This is a genomic window from Burkholderia sp. AU15512 (genome assembly GCF_002223325.1).
GTDB lineage: Bacteria > Pseudomonadota > Gammaproteobacteria > Burkholderiales > Burkholderiaceae > Burkholderia.
In genome coordinates, this window is sequence record NZ_NKEX01000004.1 from 812,280 (window position 1) to 829,584 (window position 17,305).

The 17,305-nt window shown below is 69.1% G+C and carries 18 protein-coding genes; 13 read left to right on the top strand and 5 right to left on the bottom strand.

Translation table 11 applies throughout. The features are described from left to right. Positions 1-317 precede the first annotated feature (317 nt). The 5 genes from CFB43_RS16400 (at position 318) to CFB43_RS16420 (ending at position 6,046) form a co-directional block, all read left to right on the top strand. On the top strand, positions 318-2,156 hold the full coding sequence (locus CFB43_RS16400) for an EAL domain-containing protein (protein ID WP_089495901.1): 1,839 nt from the start codon (positions 318-320) through the stop codon (positions 2,154-2,156). Between the two features lie 363 nt (positions 2,157-2,519). Then, a complete protein-coding gene (locus tag CFB43_RS16405) occupies positions 2,520-3,542 on the top strand; it encodes a LacI family DNA-binding transcriptional regulator (RefSeq protein WP_089441179.1) in 1,023 nt (340 codons plus the stop codon). Then, positions 3,539-4,819 carry an AGE family epimerase/isomerase gene (locus CFB43_RS16410; protein ID WP_089461733.1) on the top strand — a complete coding sequence of 427 codons (1,281 nt, stop codon included), beginning with the start codon at positions 3,539-3,541 and terminating at the stop codon, positions 4,817-4,819. Before CFB43_RS16405 ends, CFB43_RS16410 begins: the two co-directional genes overlap by 4 nt. Next, complete coding sequence (locus CFB43_RS16415) at positions 4,816-5,724, top strand: carbohydrate kinase family protein (RefSeq protein WP_089495767.1); 909 nt, start codon at positions 4,816-4,818, stop codon at positions 5,722-5,724. Before CFB43_RS16410 ends, CFB43_RS16415 begins: the two co-directional genes overlap by 4 nt. 100 nt (positions 5,725-5,824) lie before the next feature. After that, positions 5,825-6,046 (top strand): hypothetical protein, encoded by a 222-nt coding sequence (locus tag CFB43_RS16420; protein ID WP_011353424.1) that lies wholly within the window; start codon positions 5,825-5,827, stop codon positions 6,044-6,046. Between the two features lie 26 nt (positions 6,047-6,072). Here the strand turns inward: CFB43_RS16420 and CFB43_RS16425 are convergent, their stop codons facing one another. Together CFB43_RS16425 and CFB43_RS16430 are read right to left on the bottom strand one after the other, a co-directional pair. Beyond that, the gene (locus tag CFB43_RS16425) at positions 6,073-6,267 is read right to left on the bottom strand and encodes a DUF2905 domain-containing protein (RefSeq protein WP_089495768.1); all 195 of its coding nucleotides are present in this window, start codon (positions 6,265-6,267) and stop codon (positions 6,073-6,075) included. A gap of 11 nt (positions 6,268-6,278) precedes the next feature. Then, positions 6,279-7,472 carry a class I SAM-dependent methyltransferase gene (locus CFB43_RS16430; RefSeq protein WP_089495902.1) on the bottom strand — a complete coding sequence of 398 codons (1,194 nt, stop codon included), beginning with the start codon at positions 7,470-7,472 and terminating at the stop codon, positions 6,279-6,281. 13 nt (positions 7,473-7,485) lie between these two features. Here CFB43_RS16430 and CFB43_RS16435 point away from each other — a divergent pair, with 13 nt between their 5' ends. From CFB43_RS16435 to CFB43_RS16465, 7 genes are all read left to right on the top strand, one after another. Continuing rightward, a complete protein-coding gene (locus CFB43_RS16435) occupies positions 7,486-8,229 on the top strand; it encodes an SDR family oxidoreductase (protein WP_089495769.1) in 744 nt (247 codons plus the stop codon). Between the two features lie 79 nt (positions 8,230-8,308). Continuing rightward, the gene (locus tag CFB43_RS16440) at positions 8,309-8,713 is read left to right on the top strand and encodes a dihydroneopterin aldolase (RefSeq protein ID WP_089495770.1); all 405 of its coding nucleotides are present in this window, start codon (positions 8,309-8,311) and stop codon (positions 8,711-8,713) included. Beyond that, positions 8,710-9,705 carry a tRNA 2-thiocytidine(32) synthetase TtcA gene (gene ttcA / locus CFB43_RS16445; protein ID WP_046544270.1) on the top strand — a complete coding sequence of 332 codons (996 nt, stop codon included), beginning with the start codon at positions 8,710-8,712 and terminating at the stop codon, positions 9,703-9,705. The genes CFB43_RS16440 and ttcA overlap by 4 nt, the downstream gene beginning before the upstream one ends. Positions 9,706-9,840: 135 nt before the next feature. After that, on the top strand, positions 9,841-11,202 hold the full coding sequence (gene glmU, locus CFB43_RS16450; protein WP_089461736.1) for a bifunctional UDP-N-acetylglucosamine diphosphorylase/glucosamine-1-phosphate N-acetyltransferase GlmU: 1,362 nt from the start codon (positions 9,841-9,843) through the stop codon (positions 11,200-11,202). A 50-nt stretch (positions 11,203-11,252) separates the two neighbouring features. After that, positions 11,253-13,070 carry a glutamine--fructose-6-phosphate transaminase (isomerizing) gene (gene glmS, locus CFB43_RS16455; protein ID WP_089495771.1) on the top strand — a complete coding sequence of 606 codons (1,818 nt, stop codon included), beginning with the start codon at positions 11,253-11,255 and terminating at the stop codon, positions 13,068-13,070. 59 nt (positions 13,071-13,129) lie between these two features. Then, complete coding sequence (locus CFB43_RS16460; protein WP_089495772.1) at positions 13,130-13,636, top strand: hypothetical protein; 507 nt, start codon at positions 13,130-13,132, stop codon at positions 13,634-13,636. Further along, positions 13,636-13,854, top strand: coding sequence for a hypothetical protein (locus tag CFB43_RS16465; protein WP_011353435.1), 219 nt, complete (start codon positions 13,636-13,638; stop codon positions 13,852-13,854). The genes CFB43_RS16460 and CFB43_RS16465 overlap by 1 nt, the downstream gene beginning before the upstream one ends. A 117-nt stretch (positions 13,855-13,971) precedes the next feature. Here the strand turns inward: CFB43_RS16465 and CFB43_RS16470 are convergent, their stop codons facing one another. Then, on the bottom strand, positions 13,972-14,808 hold the full coding sequence (locus CFB43_RS16470) for an FTR1 family iron permease (protein ID WP_089495773.1): 837 nt from the start codon (positions 14,806-14,808) through the stop codon (positions 13,972-13,974). A gap of 12 nt (positions 14,809-14,820) precedes the next feature. Beyond that, positions 14,821-15,153: a cupredoxin domain-containing protein gene (locus CFB43_RS16475; protein WP_039355343.1), complete on the bottom strand. Its 333-nt coding sequence runs from the start codon at positions 15,151-15,153 to the stop codon at positions 14,821-14,823. Positions 15,154-15,502: 349 nt separating this feature from the next. Here CFB43_RS16475 and CFB43_RS16480 point away from each other — a divergent pair, with 349 nt between their 5' ends. Beyond that, positions 15,503-15,703: a heavy-metal-associated domain-containing protein gene (locus CFB43_RS16480; RefSeq protein ID WP_011353438.1), complete on the top strand. Its 201-nt coding sequence runs from the start codon at positions 15,503-15,505 to the stop codon at positions 15,701-15,703. Positions 15,704-15,767: 64 nt separating this feature from the next. Here CFB43_RS16480 and CFB43_RS16485 read toward each other — a convergent pair whose 3' ends face one another. Further along, on the bottom strand, positions 15,768-17,258 hold the full coding sequence (locus CFB43_RS16485) for an aldehyde dehydrogenase (RefSeq protein WP_089495774.1): 1,491 nt from the start codon (positions 17,256-17,258) through the stop codon (positions 15,768-15,770). Positions 17,259-17,305: the final 47 nt, after the last annotated feature.

Consider the following 17,305-nt stretch of genomic DNA (forward strand, 5'->3'; position numbering starts at 1 on the left):
CCTCGAGGGGTGCCGTCCCGACGTTCTCGCTTTCCGCCTTTCCGCCTTTCCGCCTTCCGCCTTTCCGCCTTCCGCCTTCCGCCTTCCGCCTTCCGCCTTCCGCCTTCCGCCTTCCGCCTTCCGCCTTCCGCCTTCCGCCTTCCGCCTTCCCGCCGCACCGCCGCACCGCCGCACCGCGCTTCCCGCCGCACCGCCCTTCCCGATGCGCCCCAGGCGCAATGCACCACCACCGCTCATCGCGTCACGAAATCTTCATTCAATTCTCCGCGGGCGATGCCGTTATGCCGGGCGTCCTGTCGATTCGGCTGCCCTCGCCCATGCCCGCGCCCCACTCCGACTCCGCTGCCGCCAGCATCCCGCGCCTGATCGCGGATCGCGCGCTCGCCGCCGTCTTCCAGCCGATCGTCGATCTCGGGTCGGGAACGGTCGTCGGCTACGAGGGCCTGATACGCGGCCCGCGCGGCACCGACCTCGAACCGCCCGCCGCGCTGTTCGCGCAGGCCGCGCGCGAAGGCGAGACGATCGCGCTCGAACAGGCCGCCGCGCGCACCTGCCTCGATGCATTCGCGGCGCTCGGCTGCGACGGCAAGCTGTTCCTCAACTTCAGTGCCGGAACGATCCTGAAGCTCGCCAGCGAACGCGAGCGGGCACGCCAGCTCCTCGTCCGCGCGCGGATCGGCGCCGAGCGCATCGTGATCGAGCTGACCGAGCAGAACGCGATTCCCGATGTCGCCCAGATCGGCCCGGCGGTCGCGTCGCTGCGCGACGCCGGCATCCAGTTCGCGCTGGACGACTACGGCACCGCGAACGCGAGCATGAACCTGTGGCTGCGCCTGCATCCCGACGTCGTGAAGATCGACCGCTTCTTCATCCACGACATCGCCCGCGACCCGCTGAAGTTCGAGGCCGTGAAGGCGATGCAGCACTTCGCGCAGGCGAGCGGCGCGAAACTGATCGCGGAAGGCATCGAGAACGAAAGCGACCTGATCGTCGTGCGCGACATGGGCATCTGCTGCGTGCAGGGTTTCCTGCTCGGCCGGCCGAACGCGCAGCCGTCGCGGGTCGTCGCGCCGGCCGCGCGCGATGCGATCCGCGCGCCGCACATCGCGGTGTTTCCCGGCGCGACGCGCTCGGTGCGGCCGGCCGGCACGATCGCCGGGAAGATGCTGGTGCCTGCGCCGGCGCTGCCGCGCGACGCGACCAGCAACGACGTGCTCGAACTGTTCAACCGGATGCCCGACCTGCATGCGGTCGCGCTCGTCGAACGCGGGCGGCCCGTCGCGCTCGTGAATCGCCGCGGCTTCATCGACCGCTTCGCGCTGCCGTATCACCGCGAGGTGTTCGGGAAGAAGCCGTGCCTGCAGTTCGCGAACGACGCGCCGCTGATGATCGACAACGCGACGACCTTCGAGCAACTCGCGATGCTGCTCGCGAGCCACGACCAGCGCTATCTCGCGGACGGCTTCGTGATCACCGAACACGGCCGCTACGTCGGGCTCGGCACCGGCGAGAGCCTGGTGCGCGCGGTGACCGAGATGCGCATCGAGGCCGCGCGCTACGCGAATCCGCTGACGTTCCTGCCCGGCAACATCCCGATCAGCGCGCACATCGACCGCCTGCTCCAGCGCGACGCCGGCTTTCATGCGTGCTACGTCGACCTGAACCAGTTCAAGCCGTTCAACGACCAGTACGGCTACTGGCAGGGCGACGAGGTGCTGAAGTTCGCGGCGACGGTGCTGGCCGGCGTGTGCGACCCGCAGCGCGACTTTCTCGGGCATGTCGGCGGCGACGATTTCCTCGTGCTGTTTCAGCGCGCCGACTGGCGCGAACGCGCCGCCGACGCGATCGCCCGCTTCAACGCAGGCGCGCAGCTCTTCTACACGCAGGCCGACCGGCAGGCGGGCGGGCTGCACGGCGAGGACCGCCACGGCAACCCGGCGTTCTTCGGCTTCGTGACGATGGCGATCGGCGCAGTCGGCGTGGCGGCCGGCGCGCACGGCGCGAAACGCTACGGCAGCGACGAGATCGCGTCGGTCGCCGCACTCGCGAAGCGGCGCGCGAAACAGCAGCCGGATGGGCTCGCGGTCGTCGACCTCGATGCGGGGCGCGCCGCGCTGCGCCATCGTGGCGAACCGCCGGCCGTGGCAATCCGCTGAACGGCGGGTGACCGCCGCTTGCAGACACGGCGGCGCCCGGTGCGGTGATGGCGCACGTCCACCCGCCATGCAGCCAGACCGTTAGTTGCACTGCGCCTGTCCAGCGGCCCGCGGAGGCAACCGCGCACGACTCGCGCGAATGCGTGAAGCCAGCCCGCTTGCCGCCCGTTTCCCGCTCGCCATGCACCCGCACGTTCACCTTGCCTTTTTCGCGTTTTGTTTAGTATTTTTAGTAACGGCGTTTTCGCAGATTAGCGCCTAAAACACGGGAATTTGCGGGTATTCCCCGGCTATCCGGCCCGAATTCCGCAATACGTTTTACTATACAATCCCTTTCACCCTAAACAAACCGGACCCCGAACGATGGGTACGACCATTCGCGATGTGGCACGGGCGGCAGAGGTCTCGATCGGCACCGTCTCCCGCGCGCTGAAAAACCAGCCGGGCTTGTCCGAAGCGACGCGTGCGCGCATCGTCGAGATCGCGCAGCGGCTCGGCTACGATCCCGCGCAACTGCGGCCGCGCATCCGCCGGCTCACCTTCCTGCTGCATCGCCAGCACAACCGCTTTCCGGCCAGCCCGTTCTTCTCGCACGTGCTGCACGGCGTCGAGGATGCGTGCCGCGAGCGCGGCATCGTGCCGACGCTGCTCACGGTCGGGCCGAACGATGACGTGCTGCGCCAGATGCGCCCGCACGCGCCCGACGCGATCGCGGTGGCCGGCTTCATCGAGCCGGAGACGATCGAGGCGCTCGCCGCGACCGGCCGCCCGCTCGTGCTGATCGACCTGTGGGCGCCCGGGCTGCGCTCGGTGAACATCGACAACGCAACGGGCGCGGCGCTCGCGATGCGCCACCTGCTCGCCACCGGCCGCACGCGGATCGCATTCATCGGCGGCTCGCCCGCGCACTACAGCATCGCGCAGCGCGCGATCGGCTACCGGCGCGCGTTCTTCGAGGCCGGGCGGCTGTTCGATCCCGCGTACGAAGTGACGATCGATGCGGGGCTCGATCCCGACACCGGCGCCGCGCGGGCGATGGAGCAGCTGCTCGACGCGCCGGGCCCGCGCCCGGAAGCCGTGTTCGCGTACAACGACGCGGCCGCGCTCGCCGCGCAGCGCGTCTGCACCGCGCGCGGGCTGCGCATCCCCGACGACATCGCGATCGTCGGCTTCGACAACATCCCGGCCGCCGCGCACGCAAGCCCGCCGCTCACGACGCTCGCGGTCGACAAGGAGGCGCTCGGCCGCCGCGGCGTCGAGCTGCTGCTCGCGGAAGCGCCCGAGCGCACCGAGATTTCCCTGCCCGTCGAGCTGATCGTACGGGCCAGCAGCCAGCCCGCCGGCTCCCCGGCACTCGATACCGCCACGGCCACCGAATCATCATGAACATGCCCCCGGTCCAACCCTGCACGGCCGCGCCGGCCGCCCACACGCAAGCCGCGCCGTTCGTCGCGAGTTTCCGCGATCCGTCGTTCCTGCTGTCGCACGTCGAGGACACGCTGCGTTTCTACGCGACGAACGCGTTCGACCCGACGGGCGGCTTCTACCACTACTTCCGCGACGACGGCAGCATCTACAACCGCACGTCGCGCCACCTCGTCAGCAGTTGCCGGTTCGTCTTCAACTACGCGATGGCGTACCGGCATTTCGGCGATCCGCGCCACCTGGAATATGCGCGCCATGGGCTGCGGTTCCTACGCGACGCGCACTGGGACGACGCACTGCAGGGCTACGACTGGGAACTCGACTGGCGCGACGGCGCGAAGCGCGCGACGCTCGACGGCACGCGCCACTGCTACGGGCTCGCGTTCGTGCTGCTCGCGGCCGCGCACGCGACGATGGCCGGCCTCGACGAGGCCCGCCCGCTGATCGCGGCCACCTTCGAGCTCGCCGAGCACCGTTTCTGGGACGCGGCCGCGGGCCTCTATGCGGACGACGCGACGCCGAACTGGATCGTGTCGTCGTACCGCGGCCAGAATGCGAACATGCACATGACGGAGGCGCTGCTCGCGGCGTACGAGGCGACCGGCCACCTCACGTACCTCGATCGCGCGGAAAAGCTCGCGTCCCACATCACGCAGCGCCAGGCCGCGCTGTCGGGCGGGCTCGTGTGGGAGCACTACCATGCGGACTGGTCGGTCGACTGGGATTACAACAAGGAAGACAGCTCGAACATCTTCCGCCCGTGGGGCTTCCAGCCCGGGCACCAGACCGAATGGGCGAAGCTGCTGCTGATCCTCGAGCGGCACCGCCCGCTCGACTGGCTCGTGCCGCGCGCGGCCGAGCTGTTCGACGCGGCGCTCACGCACGCGTGGGACGCCGATCACGGCGGCCTGTGCTACGGCTTCGGCCCCGACTTCACGATCTGCGACCACAACAAGTATTTCTGGGTGCAGGCGGAAACCTTCGCGGCCGCCGCGATGCTCGGCGCGCGCACCGGCAGCGAGCGCTTCTGGGACTGGTACGACGAGATCTGGCGCTACAGCTGGGCCCACTTCGTCGATCACCGCTACGGCGCGTGGTACCGCATCCTCACCTGCGACAACCGCAAGTACAGCGACGAGAAGAGCCCGGCCGGCAAGACCGACTATCACACGATGGGCGCGTGCTACGACGTGCTCGCGACCCTCGCGCGTGCGCAGCGCAGCGAGCCGACGCAATGAGCGGCGGCACGTTTCCGGCTTTCGTGTCGGCGGGCGACATCCTGACCGACATGGTGCGCGCGGGCGACGCGCAATGGACCTCGGTGCCGGGCGGCGCCGGCTGGAACGTCGCGCGCGCGGTTGCGCGGCTCGGCGTGCCGAGCGCGCTCGCGGGCTCGATCGGAGAAGACTGCTTCTCCGACGTGCTGTGGCGCACGAGCGAAGCGGCCGGGCTCGACCTGCGCTTCCTGCAGCGCGTCGCGCGGCCGCCGCTGCTCGCGATCGTCCACGAGACGCGCCCGCCCGCGTACTTCTTCATCGGCGAAGCGAGCGCCGACCTCGCGTTCGATCCGGCGCGGCTGCCGGCCGGCTGGACCGATCACGTGAAATGGGCGCACTTCGGCTGCATCAGCCTCGTGCGCGAACCGCTCGCCGGCACGCTGGCCGCGCTCGCGGCCGACCTGCACGCGCGCGGCGTGAAGATCAGCTTCGACCCGAACGTCCGCAACCTGATGACGGCCGCATTCCGGCCGACGCTCGAGAAGATGGCCGCGCTCGCCGACCTGATCAAGGTGTCCGACGAGGATCTGCGGCACCTGTTCGGCGGCGACGGCCCCGACGCGGTTGGCGCGGTGCGCGCGCTGAACCCGCGCGCGGCGGTGCTCGTCACGCGCGGCGCGCAGGCGGCGACGCTCTACGCGGACGGCGACGTGCATGAAGCGAGCCCGCCGCGCGTCGAGGTGGCCGACACCGTCGGCGCGGGCGACGCGTCGATCGGCGGCATGCTGTTCAGCCTGATGGCCGCGCCGCAGCGAACCTGGCGCGAGCACCTCGTGTTCGCGCTGGCGGCGGGCGCCGCGGCCTGCCGGCATACGGGCGCGCACGCGCCGACGCTCGACGAGGTCGTCGCACTGATCGAACGATGACGGGAGGATGGCGGCCGGATCCCGTTCGGTCACCGATAAGCCGCGCTGTACATGCTGCGCCGCAGTGCTACGATGAAGTGTCCTTTTGCGGGAGAGCACCATGGACACCAACACGTTCACGAAGGGCATCTACACGGCCAAGGCGCATACCCAGCATGCGGGCAACGGGCAGTTCCAGGGTTACGTGATCCTCGCGCGGGACGACGGGGACGACACCGAGAACACGCGCTACGACGTCCACTCGACGAGCCCCAGCGAGGAGGAAGCATTCGACGAGGCGAAGGCGCTCGCGCACCGGATCCTCGGCGAAATCGAGCTGTAGCGCGCCGCCGCTCTTTTCGGCGCGGCTCAGAGCAGCCGCGCCGCCATCGACAGCAGCATCGTCAGCACCAGCGTCGACATGAACGGGAACGGGTAGCGCCGCCCGCCGAGCGTCAGCGTGACGTCGCCCGGCATCCGCCCGATGCCGAGCTTGCCGAGCCACGGCCAGCAGCGCGTCAGGATCATCACCGCGACGAACGACGTCATCAGCCAGCGCAGCATGGCGGCTCCCGTCAGAGTGCGTGCGAGCGGTCGCCGCGCGCGAACGCGTCGAGCGTGCCGTCGATGCCGCGCGAGAACGCGATCACCTTGAACAGCTCGCCCATCTCGGCTTCGGAAATCAGCTTCTGCACCGCGTTCGCGGCCGGCAGGAACGCGTGGATGTCCGACGGATCGATCGCCGACAACGCGTCGGTGATGCCCGCGTTCAGCAGGAAGCGCGCCTGCGACGTGTAGCCGAGCAAATCGGCGCCGGTCGCGACGGCCGCGTCGTAGATGCCGGTGAATTCGACGTGCGCGGTGATGTCCTGCAGCCCCGGGTACAGGAACGGATCGTCGTGCGCATGGTGACGGTAGTGGCACATCAGCGTGCCGCGGTCGCGCTGCGGGTGGTAGTACTCGTGCGCGGGAAAGCCGTAGTCGACCAGCAGCACCGCGCCGCGCCCGAGCATCGTGCAGACGGTGCGCGTGAACGCCAGCGCGGCCTCGTGCGTCTCGGTCACGTAACCGTCCGCCGCATCGTCAAGGCCCGCGAGCACCGGCGGCAGGCCGGCCGGTGCGGCCGGACGGTCCTCGAACACGAACGCCTGCCGCGCGTCGAGCGCAACACCGCGCTCGTGCCATGCGCCGCCCGCCTTCGCGAACAGGCGCACCGGCATCGCATCGAGCACCTCGTTGCCGACCATGACGCCGTCGAACCGCTCGGGCAGCGCGTCGAGCCAGCGCACCTTGGCGGCGAGCGCCGGGGCGGCGGCCGTGATCGTGTCGCGCTGCCGCTCGCGCAGCTCGCCCGAGAGATCGACGATCAGGTAGGCGTCGAGTTCGACGCCCAGCGCGTCGAGCGCCGCGAGCAGCCCGGCCGCGAGCTTGCCCGTGCCGGCGCCGAATTCCATCACGCTGCGCGTGCCGCTCGCCGCGAGCGCTTCCGCGACCGGCTGCGCGAGCGTCTGCGCGAACAGCGGCGACAGCTCGGGCGCGGTGACGAAGTCGCTGCCGTCGTCGGCGCGGCGCCCGAACTTGCGCGCGCCGCCGCTGTAATAACCGAGGCCGGGCGCATACAGCGCCCGCTCCATGAAGCGGTCGAACGGCAGCCAGCCGCCGGCCGCCGCGATCTCGTCGCGCAGTTGCGCGGCGAGGGTTTCGGACTGCGCGAGCGCGTCAGGGCCGGGAGCAGGTAAACTAGCGGGTTCGTGAGCTTTCGGGTTCATCCCGGCATTGTAAATGACCGTTTCAGCCGATACGTCGACCCAGCGCGTGGCGCTCATCACGGGTGCCCTGGGCAGCGCAGCCGACGCCGCGTCGATCGGTCGTGCGCTCGCGACCGGATTCGCCCGGCGCGGCTGGGACGTCGCGCTGCAGCGCAGCCACGGCGCGCCGCATGCGGCAGCCGACGCACTCGTCGCCGAAGTCGCGGCGCTCGGCCGCCGCGCGGTCGTGCTCGACGCCGATCTGGCCCTGGAAGCCGACGCCGCCGGACTCGTCGCCGCGTGCGGCGCGGCGCTCGGCCGGCCCGCGTGCGCGGTGTTCGTGAGTGCCAGCGCCGGCGCCGACGACGCGCACACGGTGGACGGCGCGTCGCTCGCCGGCGCCCTCGCCCGCAACGTGACGGCGCCGCTCGCGCTGGCCCGCGCGCTCGCCGAGGCGACGCCCGACGCCGCGCGCGAGCACGAGGCGCTGCGCGCCTGCGCGATCCACGTGCTGGATCAGGCCCTGTTTCACCCGGCACCGGCGCAGATGTCGCACGCGCTGATGCAGGCCGCGCTGAATCGCGCGACGTCGGCGCTCGCACTGGCGCTCGCGCCGAAGGTGCGGGTCGCGGCGCTCGTGCGCGGCCACGCGCCGCACGCGGACGACATCGCGGCGGCCGCCTGCTATCTCGCGAGCGCGCCGGGCGTCACCGGCGCGACGCTGACCGTCGACGGCGGCGAGCACCTCGTGCCGCCCGCCGCCGGCCCGAATGAATGAACTGCGCGGAAACGCGCGGCCTGAGCGCCGCCGCCCGCGCCGCTTTGCGTGCGCGCACGCCAATTTGACTGGGACGACCATGTTTTCCGCTCTCCTGCACCCCCGCCTCGCGGACTGCCGCAGGCTCTACCTGCGCGACTACGAAGTGCACATCAACATCGGTGCCTTCGAACACGAGAAGCGCGGCGAGCAGCGCGTCGTCATCAATATCGACCTGTTCGTGCCGCTCGCGCTGTCCACCCCCGTCGACGACCGGCTGCATGAAATCGTCGACTACGATCTGATGAAGCAGAGCGTCACGCAATGCCTGGCGCGCGGCCACATCCACCTGCAGGAAACGCTGTGCGACGCGATCGCCGCGCGCCTGCTGGCGCACGATGCCGTGCGCGCGGTACGCGTCCGTACCGAGAAACCGGACGCTTATCCGGACTGCGACGCCGTCGGCGTCGAAGTCTTCCGCATCAAGGACGAGAAGCGAGCATGAACGCCCCCCACATGAATGACACGGCGGCCGATGCCGCCACCCTCGACACGCCCGCCGCCCCGGCCGGCCGCCCGGCGCTGACGCGCCGCGAGCAGAAGGACGCGTACGAGAACAACAAGCTGTTCAAGCGGATCGTGCGCCAGGTCGGCCAGGCGATCGGCGACTTCAACATGATCGAGCAAGGCGACAAGGTGATGGTGTGCCTGTCGGGCGGCAAGGACAGCTATGCGATGCTCGACGTGCTGCTGCGCCTGCGCGAACGCGCGCCGATCGATTTCGACATCGTCGCGGTGAACCTCGACCAGAAGCAGCCGGGCTTCCCGGAGCACGTGCTGCCGGAATACCTGAAGCAGGTCGGCGTGCCGTTCCACATCGAGAACCAGGACACCTACAGCATCGTCAAGCGGCTCGTGCCCGAAGGCAAGACGACCTGCTCGCTGTGCTCGCGGCTGCGCCGCGGGATCCTGTACCGCGTGGCCGGCGAACTCGGCGCAACCAAGATCGCGCTCGGCCACCACCGCGACGACATCGTGCAGACGCTGCTGCTCAACATGTTCTACGGCGGCAAGCTGAAGGGGATGCCGCCGAAGCTTCAGTCGGACGACGGCAAGAACATCGTGATCCGCCCGCTCGCGTACGTGAAGGAAACCGATCTGGAGAAATATGCGGAGCTGCGCGAATTCCCGATCATCCCGTGCAACCTGTGCGGCAGCCAGCCGAACCTGAAGCGCGCGGAAATGAAGGCGCTGATCCGCGAATGGGACAAGCGCTTCCCGGGTCGCGTCGAGAACATGTTCAACGCGCTCGCGAAGGTCGTGCCGTCGCACCTGATGGACACGACGCTGTACCCGTTCCAGTCGCTGCGCGCGACGGGCGAGGCCGATCCGCAGGGCGACATCGCGTTCGACGAGGAACCGTGCGCGTCGGGCGACGACAGCGCGGCACCGGGCGGCGCCCAACCGATCTCGATCGTCCAGTTCGACGACCTGTAAGCAGGGCCGGAACACCCGCCGGAACGGGGCCGCAAGGCCGCTTTCCGGGGCTGTCGCCCCGCCGCGACAGCCCCGGGACGGCGGAGGCCGCATGCTAAAATGGTCGGCTTCGAACTCCTCTGACAAGCTGACGCCATGAATATCGTGATTTTGGCGGCAGGCACCGGCAAGCGCATGCGTTCCGCGCTGCCGAAAGTGCTTCATCCCCTGGCCGGCAGGCCGCTCCTCTCCCACGTCATCGACACCGCGCGCACGCTGCAGCCGTCCCGGCTCGTCGTCGTCGTCGGTCATGGCGCCGAGCAGGTGCAGGCGGCCGTCGCCGCACCCGACGTCCAGTTCGCGGTGCAGGCCGAACAGCTCGGCACCGGCCACGCGGTGCGCCAGGCGCTGCCGCTCCTCGATCCCGCGCAACCGACGCTCGTGCTGTACGGCGACGTGCCGCTCACGCGCGCGTCGACCTTGCAGCGCCTCGTCGATGCCGCGCGCGAGGGTCGCTACGGGATTCTGACGGTCACGCTCGACGATCCGACCGGCTACGGCCGCATCGTGCGCGACGCGGCCGGCTTCGTCACGCGCATCGTCGAACAGAAGGACGCATCGCCCGAACAGCTGAAGATCGCCGAGATCAACACCGGCATCATCGTCACGCCCACGGCCCAGCTGTCGATGTGGCTCGGCGCGCTGAAGAACGAGAACGCGCAGGGCGAGTACTACCTGACCGACGTCGTCGAACTCGCGATCGAGGCCGGTTTCGAGGTCGTCACCGCGCAGCCCGACGAGGAATGGGAAACGCTCGGCGTGAACAGCAAGGCGCAGCTCGCCGAACTCGAGCGGATCCACCAGCGCACCATCGCCGACGCGCTGCTCGTCGCGGGCGTCACGCTCGCCGATCCGGCGCGCGTCGACGTGCGCGGCACGCTGCGCTGCGGCCGCGACGTGTCGATCGACGTGAACTGCGTGTTCGAAGGCAACGTGACGCTCGCCGACAACGTGACGATCGGCGCGAACTGCGTGATCCGCAACGCATCGGTCGGCGCGGGCACGCGCATCGACGCATTCACGCACATCGACGGCGCCGAGCTCGGCGCGCACACCGTGATCGGCCCGTACGCGCGGCTGCGCCCCGGCGCGCAACTCGCGGACGAAGCGCACGTCGGCAACTTCGTCGAGGTGAAGAATGCGGTGATCGGCCACGGCTCGAAAGCGAACCACCTCACGTACATCGGCGACGCCGACATCGGCGCGCGCGTGAACATCGGCGCGGGCACGATCACCTGCAACTACGACGGCGCGAACAAGTTCCGCACCGTGATCGAGGACGACGTGTTCGTCGGCTCCGATACGCAGCTCGTCGCGCCCGTGCGCGTCGGCCGCGGCGTGACGATCGCCGCCGGCACGACGATCTGGAAGGACGTGGCCGACGGCCTGCTCGCGTTGAACGAGAAGACCCAGACCGCGAAGAGCGGCTACGTCCGCCCGGTCAAGAAGAAAAGTTAACATCACGCGGGTGCCGGACGGCGCCCGCTTCCCTATGGAAGGTAGATTTCATGTGCGGCATTGTCGGCGCAGTTGCGCAGCGTAATATCGTTCCGGTGCTGATCGAAGGTTTGCGGCGCCTCGAATACCGTGGCTACGACTCGTGCGGCGTCGCCGTGCTCGAGCCGGACGCACCGAAGCGCGCGCGCAGCGTCGCACGCGTCGCCGATCTCGACGCGCAGGTGCGCGAGTCAAACCTCGAAGGCACCACCGGCGTCGCGCACACCCGCTGGGCGACGCATGGCGCGCCCGTCACGCACAACGCGCACCCGATCTTCTCGTCGAACGCGCTCGCGCTCGTCCACAACGGCATCATCGAGAACTTCGAATCGCTGCGTGAAGCGCTGCGCGCGAAGGGCTACGAATTCGTGTCGCAGACCGACACCGAAGTGATCGCCCACCTCGTGCACAGCCTGTATCGCGGCAACCTGTTCGACGCGGTGCGCGAGGCGGTGGGCCAGCTGCACGGCGCGTATGCGATCGCCGTGATCCACAAGGACCAGCCGCACACCGTCGTCGGCGCACGCCAGGGTTCGCCGCTCGTGGTCGGCCACGGCGACGGCGAGAACTTCCTCGCGTCCGACGCGCTCGCCCTCGCGGGCAGCACCGACCACTTCACGTTCCTCGAGGAAGGCGACGTGTGCGAGCTGTCGCTCGACGGCGTGAAGATCGTCGACCGCAACGGCGCCACCGCGCAGCGCGAGATCCGCGTGGTCAGCGCCTACGGCGGCGCGGTCGAACTCGGACCGTATCGCCACTTCATGCAGAAGGAAATCTTCGAGCAGCCGCGCGCGATCAGCGATACCGTGCCGCAGACGGACGCGTTCGACGCGACGCTGTTCGGCGACGCCGCGCCCGCCGCGTTCGCGGACATCGACAGCCTGCTGATCCTCGCGTGCGGCACGAGCTACTACTCGGGCCTGACCGCGAAGTACTGGCTCGAATCGATCGCGAAGATCCCGACCCAGGTCGAGATCGCGAGCGAATACCGCTACCGCGAATCGGTGCCGAACCCGCGCCAGCTCGTGCTGGTGATCTCGCAGTCGGGCGAGACGGCCGACACGCTCGCCGCGCTCAAGCATGCGCAGTCGCTCGGCCACACGCATACGCTCGCCGTCTGCAATGTCGCGACGAGCGCGATGGTGCGCCTCACCGAAATGCAGTTCCTGACGCACGCGGGCACCGAGATCGGCGTCGCGTCGACGAAGGCGTTCACGACGCAGCTCGTCGCGCTGTTCGTGCTGGCGGCCACGCTCGGCAAGCTGCGCGGGCACGTCGATGCCGCGCAGGAAGCCGAATTCCTGAAGCAGCTGCGCCACCTGCCGGCCGCGCTGAACAGCGTGCTCGCGCTGGAGCCGCAGATCATCGCGTGGTCGGAGGAATTCGCGCGCAAGGAAAACGCGCTGTTCCTCGGCCGCGGGCTGCACTACCCGATCGCGCTCGAAGGCGCGCTGAAGCTGAAGGAAATCTCGTACATCCACGCCGAAGCCTATCCGGCCGGCGAACTGAAGCACGGGCCGCTCGCGCTCGTCACGGAAGCGATGCCGGTCGTCACGGTCGCGCCGAACGACACGCTGCTCGAGAAGCTGAAGTCGAACATGCAGGAAGTGCGTGCGCGCGGCGGCGAGCTGTACGTGTTCGCCGATGCCGACACGCAGATCGTCAACGACGACGGCCTGCACGTGATCCGGATGCCGGAGCACTACGGGCAACTGTCGCCGATCCTGCACGTCGTGCCGCTGCAATTGCTCGCGTATCACACCGCGTGCGCACGCGGCACCGACGTCGACAAGCCGCGGAACCTCGCGAAGTCGGTGACGGTGGAGTAAGGCAGGGCACCGGTCGGCGCACCAGCGACGTGTGCGCCGCCGAGACAGACGGAGAGACAATGGTAAGACTGATTGGATGCGGTGTGCTGGCGCTGACGTTCGCGTCGACGGGCTGGGCCGCCGAGCATTACGTCGAGGTCTGGAACCCGCCCGAGGCGCGGAAGCCGGCAGCCCATGCGCCGGAAGCCCGTACGCCGGAAGCCCGTACGCCGGAAGCCCGTACGCCGGATTCCCGTAACCCGGCCACGCACACGGGCGCCGACGCGCGCGCCGGCAAGAGCGCGGAGAAGCACGCGAACGTCACTCCGAAAGCCGCGGCGAAGCCGCACAAGCGCCGCGTCGCGCAGGCCGTGAAAGCCGATTCGCATCGTCCGCCCGCGGCCGGGGCGCCGGCCGCTCCGCGCCCCGTTGCGCAGCCCGCACCGGGACGGCTGACGGTGATGCAGCCGGCTGCGCCCGATGCGCCGCACGCACTGAATTACTCCAACATCCCGCGTCAATACACGCCGGACGGCAACGTGCTGCAGGTCGGCACGCACGGCCGCTCCGCGGAGGTGACTCGATAATGGAAGCGCAAACCTACCACGGCTACCAGATCTGGGGCCACGCGATCCTGCAGCAGGACGAGATCCTGCAACCCGAGCGCTTCGCGGCGAGCGGCACGATCACGCAGAACAACAAGCTGGTCGAGGCGTCCGGCGTGCTCGGCGTGTTCGACACCGAGGACGACGCGCGCGACGCGGGGCTCGAATGGGCTCGCGCCTGGATCGACAGCCACCGCTGAGCCGGCGCGGCGTGCGCAACCGGCACGCTGCCGCCGACGCCGCGCATCGGCCGGCCGCACACCGTACATGAAAAAGGGGCGTCATGGACGCCCCTTTCCTATTCGAACCCGAACAATTCAGGCTGCAGGCCGTGGCGGCCGCATGGCCGTCTGCGGCCGGCCGACGAGCCGTGCCAGCCCGACGATCGTGGCCAGTGTCGCGAGGTACGCGACGATCTGGATGCCCGCCGGGCGCGCGGTATAGCCGATCAGCGTATGCAGCGCTTTGCCGACGAGGCTCGAATCCTTGAGCAGCCACGACGTATCCCAGATCACGTCGCCCCACGACGGCACGAGGCCCGCCGAGAGCAGGAAGCCGACGCACTGGCTGGCCATCCCCGCCGCGAGCAGCACGATCAGCCAGTTGGTGACGGAGAACAGGCGCTTCAGCGGAATCTGCAGCAGGCCCGCATACATCCCGTAGCCGAGCCCGGCGCCGCCCAGCACGCCGAGCAGCCCGCCGACGATCATCTGCGGCGTCTGCCCCGGGTCGCCCGCCGCGATGCCGTACAGGAACAGCACGGCCTCGGAGCCTTCGCGCAGCACCGCGACGCCGACCACGATCGCCAGCCCCGTCAGCGGCTTGCTGCCGTCCGCGACGGCGCGCCCGACCTCGGTCATCTGCATCGCCATCTCGCGGCCGTGCCGGCTCATCCAGATACTGTGCCACGCGAGCATCAGCGTCGCGACGAACATCACGCCCGCGTTGAAGACCTCCTGCCCCATGCCGGACGCCCACTGCGAAATCACGTCGGCGAACGCGGCGATCAGGCCCGCGCCGATCACGCCGCCCACCAGCCCGCCGCCGACCCACCAGCCGCGCCGCGGCACGCCCTTGGTGGCGGCCATCACGATCGACACCACCAGCGCGGCCTCGAGCACTTCACGAAAGACGATCAGGGCAGTAGACAACATGGCGATAGGGGCTTATTTGACGGTCAGGTGCGTCTTCGACTGCGCTTCGTGATACTCGTCGTGGAATTCGTACGTGCCGGCCTTCAGCGGCCCGACCATGATTTCCACCGACTTGCCTGCAGGCACGACCTTCTCCGCCTTGAAGTCGTCGCTCTCGAATTCGGCGGGCGTCGCGTCGAGGTTCTTCACGACGAACTTCACCTTCTTGCCGGCCGGGATCGTCACGCCATCGGGCGAAAACTTGTGGTCCTTCAGGGTCAGGTTGACGACATCGTCGGCCGCGAATGCGGACGTGGCCGATGCGCCCAGCAGGGCCAGCGCGAAGCCGAAAGCAAAACGGTTCATGACGGTAACGAATTGAAATATCGAAGGGAACCGATACTAAGATCGATTCGCATTTTCAACTCGCGTACCCTTACTGGCGTCATGGTGATCACGCTTCACGGATCGCCGTCGCGCAAGGCCCGACAAGGCATCCGCCCCGCGGCACCCGGAACGCGCCGCCGTCAATCGGGATAAATTCCGAATGACGTCGACGGCGCAATCGCAATTCATCAGACTTCACGTTTACAACAGCCTGTCGCTGCAGCAAGGCTGCGACACGGATTTCCGGCAACCCGCGTACGCTTGACCTTCCCACCGTGGCAAGCTTCATGCTGTCGATGCTTGTCAATCGTCAACTCAGGAGAACACGATGGAATTCGAAGTCCAGGACATGACCTGCGGCGGCTGCGCCAACGCCATCACGCGCGCGGTGACGGCCGCCGATCCCGCCGCGAAGCTCGACATCGACGTCGCGGCGAAGATCGTCAAGGTCGAATCGGCGCAAGGCGCCGAGCGCGTGCAGTCGATCATCGAAGCCGCCGGCTTCCACCCCGCGCTGCGCGCCGCATAACGCCCGCGCGCCGCGACCCGCGGGCACATCGCCGAGCGGCGCTGCGCCCGCGCCCGATTGCGCGTCAGCGCAGCCGGATCAGCGTCGACTTCAGCTCGGTGTATTTCTCGAGCGCATGCAGCGACTTGTCGCGGCCGTTGCCCGACTGCTTGTAGCCGCCGAACGGGAAGTTCATGTCGCCGCCCTCGTCGTAGCAGTTCACCCAGACGGTGCCCGCACGCAGCCGGCGCGACACGTCGTGCGCGGTCGTCAGGTTCGACGTCCACACGGCCGCCGCCAGCCCGTATTCGGTGTCGTTCGCGATTCGCACCGCTTCGTCGACGTCGTCGAACACGATCACCGACAGCACGGGCCCGAAGATCTCCTCGCGCGCGATCTTCGCGTCGGGCTTCACCTCGAACACCGTCGGCTCCACGTAGAAGCCGCCCGTTTCCGCCTTCACGCGCGCACCACCCGTGACGAGCCGGCCTTCGCTGCGCCCGGCCTCGATATAGCCGAGCACGCGCTCGAGCTGGATGCCGTCGACGATCGCGCCCATCGACACCGCCGGATCGAGCGGATTGCCGGGCACGTACGCGCGCGCCGCCGCGACGAGCTTCTCGATGAATGTGTCCTTGATGTCGCGATGCACGAGGAGGCGCGAGCCTGCCGTGCACATCTCGCCCATGTTGTAGAAGATCGCACCGGCAGCCGCCTGTGCCGCGCGGTCGAGATCGGGACAATCGGGCAGCACGATGTTCGGCGACTTGCCGCCGAGTTCGAGCCACGCGCGCTTCAGGTTCGACTGCGCGGCGTACTGCATGATCAGTTTGCCGACCGCCGTCGAGCCCGTGAACGCGATGCAGTCGACGTCGCGATGCAGCGCGAGCAGCTTGCCCGGCTCGCCCGCGCCCGGCACGACGTTGAACACGCCGGCCGGAATGCCGGCCTCATACGCGAGCTGCGCGACACGGATCGCGGTCAGCGGCGATTTCTCCGACGGTTTCAGCACGACGCTGTTGCCGGCCGCGAGCGCCGGGCCGAATTTCCACGCGGCCATCAGGATCGGGAAGTTCCACGGCACGACGGCGGCCACCACGCCGACCGGCTCGCGCGTGACGAGACCGACGAGATGATGATCGGCCGGCGCGACTTCGCCGCCCACCTTGTCGATCGCCTCCGCAAACCATTCGACGCAGTATGCGGCGCCCGGCACGTCGACCGTCGTCGTGTCGCCGATCGGCTTGCCGGCGTCGAGCGTTTCGAGCAGCGACAGCTCGTCGAGATGCTCGCGCATCAGCGCGGCCCAGCGCAGCAGCACGGCCTTGCGCGCACGCGGGTTCAGCCCGGCCCACACGCCCGCGTCGAACGCGCGGCGCGCGGCGGCCACAGCCGCGTTCACGTCGGCTTCGCCGCAATCGGCTACCTTCGCCAGCACGCGGCCGTCGATCGGGCTCACGCAGTCGAACGTCTTGCCGCCGTGCGCGTCGCGCGACGCGCCGTCGATGAATGCGCGCCCTTCGATCTCGAGCGACGCCGCCTTGTCCTGCCAGTCAGCCAAAGTCAACTTGTTCATCAGGATGCCTCAGTTTTTTGGCATTCGCGATGCGACACGCCGCTGCG

What these genes read in the sequence shown, in the direction of transcription:
- CFB43_RS16405 (WP_089441179.1), top strand. Translation starts at nt 2,520, where the DNA reads ATGGGTACGACCATTCGCGATGTGGCACGGGCGGCAGAGGTCTCGATC.
- CFB43_RS16425 (WP_089495768.1), bottom strand. Translation starts at nt 6,267, where the DNA reads ATGCTGCGCTGGCTGATGACGTCGTTCGTCGCGGTGATGATCCTGACG.
- CFB43_RS16475 (WP_039355343.1), bottom strand. Translation starts at nt 15,153, where the DNA reads ATGAACCGTTTTGCTTTCGGCTTCGCGCTGGCCCTGCTGGGCGCATCG.
- CFB43_RS16415 (WP_089495767.1), top strand. Translation starts at nt 4,816, where the DNA reads ATGAGCGGCGGCACGTTTCCGGCTTTCGTGTCGGCGGGCGACATCCTG.
- CFB43_RS16485 (WP_089495774.1), bottom strand. Translation starts at nt 17,258, where the DNA reads ATGAACAAGTTGACTTTGGCTGACTGGCAGGACAAGGCGGCGTCGCTC.
- CFB43_RS16420 (WP_011353424.1), top strand. Translation starts at nt 5,825, where the DNA reads ATGGACACCAACACGTTCACGAAGGGCATCTACACGGCCAAGGCGCAT.
- CFB43_RS16430 (WP_089495902.1), bottom strand. Translation starts at nt 7,472, where the DNA reads ATGAACCCGAAAGCTCACGAACCCGCTAGTTTACCTGCTCCCGGCCCT.
- CFB43_RS16400 (WP_089495901.1), top strand. Translation starts at nt 318, where the DNA reads ATGCCCGCGCCCCACTCCGACTCCGCTGCCGCCAGCATCCCGCGCCTG.
- CFB43_RS16410 (WP_089461733.1), top strand. Translation starts at nt 3,539, where the DNA reads ATGAACATGCCCCCGGTCCAACCCTGCACGGCCGCGCCGGCCGCCCAC.
- glmS (WP_089495771.1), top strand. Translation starts at nt 11,253, where the DNA reads ATGTGCGGCATTGTCGGCGCAGTTGCGCAGCGTAATATCGTTCCGGTG.
- CFB43_RS16440 (WP_089495770.1), top strand. Translation starts at nt 8,309, where the DNA reads ATGTTTTCCGCTCTCCTGCACCCCCGCCTCGCGGACTGCCGCAGGCTC.
- ttcA (WP_046544270.1), top strand. Translation starts at nt 8,710, where the DNA reads ATGAACGCCCCCCACATGAATGACACGGCGGCCGATGCCGCCACCCTC.
- CFB43_RS16470 (WP_089495773.1), bottom strand. Translation starts at nt 14,808, where the DNA reads ATGTTGTCTACTGCCCTGATCGTCTTTCGTGAAGTGCTCGAGGCCGCG.
- glmU (WP_089461736.1), top strand. Translation starts at nt 9,841, where the DNA reads ATGAATATCGTGATTTTGGCGGCAGGCACCGGCAAGCGCATGCGTTCC.
- CFB43_RS16435 (WP_089495769.1), top strand. Translation starts at nt 7,486, where the DNA reads ATGACCGTTTCAGCCGATACGTCGACCCAGCGCGTGGCGCTCATCACG.
- CFB43_RS16480 (WP_011353438.1), top strand. Translation starts at nt 15,503, where the DNA reads ATGGAATTCGAAGTCCAGGACATGACCTGCGGCGGCTGCGCCAACGCC.
- CFB43_RS16460 (WP_089495772.1), top strand. Translation starts at nt 13,130, where the DNA reads ATGGTAAGACTGATTGGATGCGGTGTGCTGGCGCTGACGTTCGCGTCG.
- CFB43_RS16465 (WP_011353435.1), top strand. Translation starts at nt 13,636, where the DNA reads ATGGAAGCGCAAACCTACCACGGCTACCAGATCTGGGGCCACGCGATC.